Annotated in this window: 2 protein-coding genes and 1 pseudogene; all 3 read left to right on the top strand. The window is 73.2% G+C overall.

Annotation, left to right across the window (positions count from 1 at the left end; all coding sequences use genetic code 11):
* Nucleotides 1–659, top strand: a pseudogene (locus tag AB0H81_RS44425) (hypothetical protein); the annotation flags it as partial.
* Nucleotides 650–1276, top strand: coding sequence for a hypothetical protein (locus tag AB0H81_RS44420; protein WP_358388455.1), 627 nt, complete (start codon nt 650–652; stop codon nt 1274–1276). The pseudogene AB0H81_RS44425 and the gene AB0H81_RS44420, both read left to right, overlap by 10 nt.
* A 78-nt stretch (nt 1277–1354) precedes the next feature.
* Nucleotides 1355–2767: a WGR domain-containing protein gene (locus tag AB0H81_RS44415; protein ID WP_358388452.1), complete on the top strand. Its 1413-nt coding sequence runs from the start codon at nt 1355–1357 to the stop codon at nt 2765–2767.
* The last annotated feature ends 209 nt before the right edge of the window (nt 2768–2976 follow it).

Here is a 2976-nt window from a genome sequence, read left to right as displayed (position 1 = left end):
CCCGCCGCGCCGCGCCCCGTACCTCGTCAACCCCACGCAGCGGCTCGACTGGGCGATGCGCCTTCCCCGGCTACGAGTCGTGGATCCCGCTGTGGGTCGCGGCGGCCGGCCCGGTCGCCGAGGCGCTGCCCCCGCGGCGGCGTGACCGCCTGCCGGTCGTGCGGCAGTGGACCGAGAGCTGGTTCTTGTACGAGGACTACGACGCGCCGACCGTCAGGGCGCTCATGGTGTGGGGCCGCGCCGGGACCGGTGACGACCACCGCGCGTTCCTCGCCGCCGACCTGGTCAACCAGGTGACGGGGCTGAGGCGGGCGAACTCCTCCGCGCGGGAGGTGTGCGACGCCGGCGGCCAGGCGCGCACGGTCGTGGCGCTCTGGCTGCTCGGCCAGGTCGTCCCGCCCGCTCTGCCGCAGGACAGGCAGATCCAGATCGGCGGCTCCTTCTATGCCACGGGGCCCTTCCCCCTCGGCGTCGGCTACGGCTCGGCCGAGGTGGGGTACGCGCGGCGGCTGCTGGCCTCGCCCGCGGCACGGGAGCGCGTCTGGGCGCACTGGGACACGCTGGTGGACCCGCGCACCGGCATCGGGCAGGCGCTGCCGCTGCTCGGGCTGCGTCCCGAGTTCGCCGCCGAACCCATGAGGGGGCGGCCGTGCTCATGATCCGCCTGATCAGGCCGGTGGCGCGGGCCGTCGACTGGATCCCCCTGCTCCTCTCCGGCCTGCTGACCGTGGTGCTGGTCAGCGTGATAGACGCCGGCTCCCCGCTGGGTTCCGGCACCGCCCTCACGCTGCTCAGGATGGCCGGACCGCTGCTGGGCGCCGCCGCCGGGTTCACCGTCCTCGACGAGATGGCGGCGAGCACCGCCGCGAGCCCGGTCCCCCGCGTGCTGCGCCACCGGATCCGCTACGTGGCCGGGGCCCTGACCGCCGGGGCGTGGTGGGCGGTCGCGTGCGCGATCGCGGTGGCGCGGCTTCCCGGCGGCGGCGTCCTGCGGGTGCCGGGGATGGCGGTGGAGGCCGCGACGTGCGTCGTGGCCGGTCTGCTGGCGGCCACGACGGCCGCGCGCCGCTACGAGGGCAAGGCCGCGGCGCTCATCGGGATGGGCGCCCTGCTGGCGGTGTTCTCGGTCACGCTGGTGCTGCGCGGGCCGTACTGGCCGTGGCTCTACCCCGGTGAACCGGCCTGGGAGAGCGTGCACCTCGGCTGGGCCGTGACTCTGGCGCTTCTGCTGGTGGCGCTGGACGTCGTGGGCCGGGGACCGCGCCGGACCCACTGAGCCGGACTATCACGATTTGTCGCCGCGGTGCTCTAGTGTCCCGCTCAGTTGATCAGCCCGAGTGTGAAGAGAGCGGACATGACGTACCTGGAGCTGTCGGAGGACGACGGCGGATCGCACAAGTTCTACGAGGTGACCGTGTCCGGCACCCAGGTGACGATCACGTATGGACGCATCGGTGAGGCCGGCCAGACCAAGGTCACCAGCTTCCCGACGGAGGCGAAGGCGCAGGCGGCGGCCGACAAGAAGATCGGCGAGAAGGCCCGCAAGGGCTACGCGCCGGCCGTGCGAGGCGTGCGGCAGCGCCGGGCGATCACCCGCCGGGCGATCACCAGCAGCCGCTCCACCGCCCGGCAGGCGCCGGTGTTGTGGCGCTTCGCCAGCGGCGCAGCCGCGTTCGGCATCTTCGTGGACGCCGATCGCTGCTGGGTCGGCAACCAGCGCGGCGACGTCTACACCGTCGCCCACTCCGGCGCCGTCACCAACCGCTACCGCCTGCCCGACGGCGTCAAGTGCATCGTCGCCGACGACTTCTGGATCTACGCCGGCTGCGACGACGGGCGCGTCTACGACCTCAGCGGCAAGGTGCCCCGGTCCGCGTACGAGATCGCCGCCGACGTGGACATCTACTGGCTGGACATCCGCGACGGCATCCTCGGCGTCTCCGACCGGGACGGGCGCATCACCACGATCGACTACGAGGACGAGTTCCAGTGGGCGCGCACCGGCCGCGGCGGGTCCGCCTGGATGGTCCGGTGCGACCACGACGCCGTCTACCACGGCCACTCCAACGGCGTCGCCCGCTACGACGCCTCCGACGGGACCCTCGTGTGGGAGAACAAGGAGGCCGGCGACGTGCTGTTCGGCTGGCAGGAGCGGCACTCGGTGTACGCGGGCACCGCCGGCAGAGCCGTCTACCGGCTGGCCAAGGGCGACGGCCGCACCGAGGCCGTCTACCGGTGCGACGGCTACGTCTACTCCTGCGCCACCTCGCCTGACGGCCGGCACGTCTTCGCCGGCGACAACCACTCGTCCGTGTACTGCTTCGACGCCTCCGGCGAGCGGCTGTGGAAGCTCGGCACGGGCTGCGGCTCCGCCCTGTCCATGCAGTTCCTCGACGACCGCCTCTACATCGTCACCACCGACGGCACACTGGCCTGCATCGACGCCAGCGAGGCGGCCATCGCCGCGGCCCGCCAGGGCACGGTCCCGCGGCCCTTGGACGTCAAGGCCGCGGCCACGCTCGCCCCGGTCGAACCGTCGGTCGTCGTCGAGACCACCACCGAGGCGGGCGCCGGCGTGCTGGTGGAGTGCGTGCGGGAGGGCGACCGGCTGCGGGTGCGAATCGCCACCCCCGGGTACGAGGAGTGGAACGTCCAGTTCCCCAGGGACATCCGCGAGGCGGGCGCCCGCTACGTCGTCGAGGGGGTGCGCCCGTCCGGCCGCGGCGGCTTCTACCGCGCCTACGGCGAGATCCGGCGCCTCGTCTGACGCTCACCCGGCCGCGAGGACCGGGCTTCGCGGCCGGCGCGAGGCGCGAGTCCGCGCACGCGCCCAGGGCCGACGCGCGGGTCCGCGCGGCGGGGTGAGGCCGGACGCTCAGGCGTCGGGTAAGTTCCGACCGGCACGAATGGCGTAACGACTTCCCCGCTGTCTCAACCACAGACCCGGCGAAATTGCATTAAGAGTAAAGATGCTCG

This window comes from Nonomuraea sp. NPDC050691, assembly GCF_040654455.1.
GTDB lineage: Bacteria > Actinomycetota > Actinomycetes > Streptosporangiales > Streptosporangiaceae > Nonomuraea.
The sequence above is the reverse complement of the archived record's forward strand: the minus strand, read 5'-3'. Positions and strand labels throughout refer to the sequence as shown.

Coding starts and splice junctions, on each gene's coding strand:
- AB0H81_RS44415 (WP_358388452.1), top strand. CDS start 1,355: ATGACGTACCTGGAGCTGTCGGAGGACGACGGCGGATCGCACAAGTTC.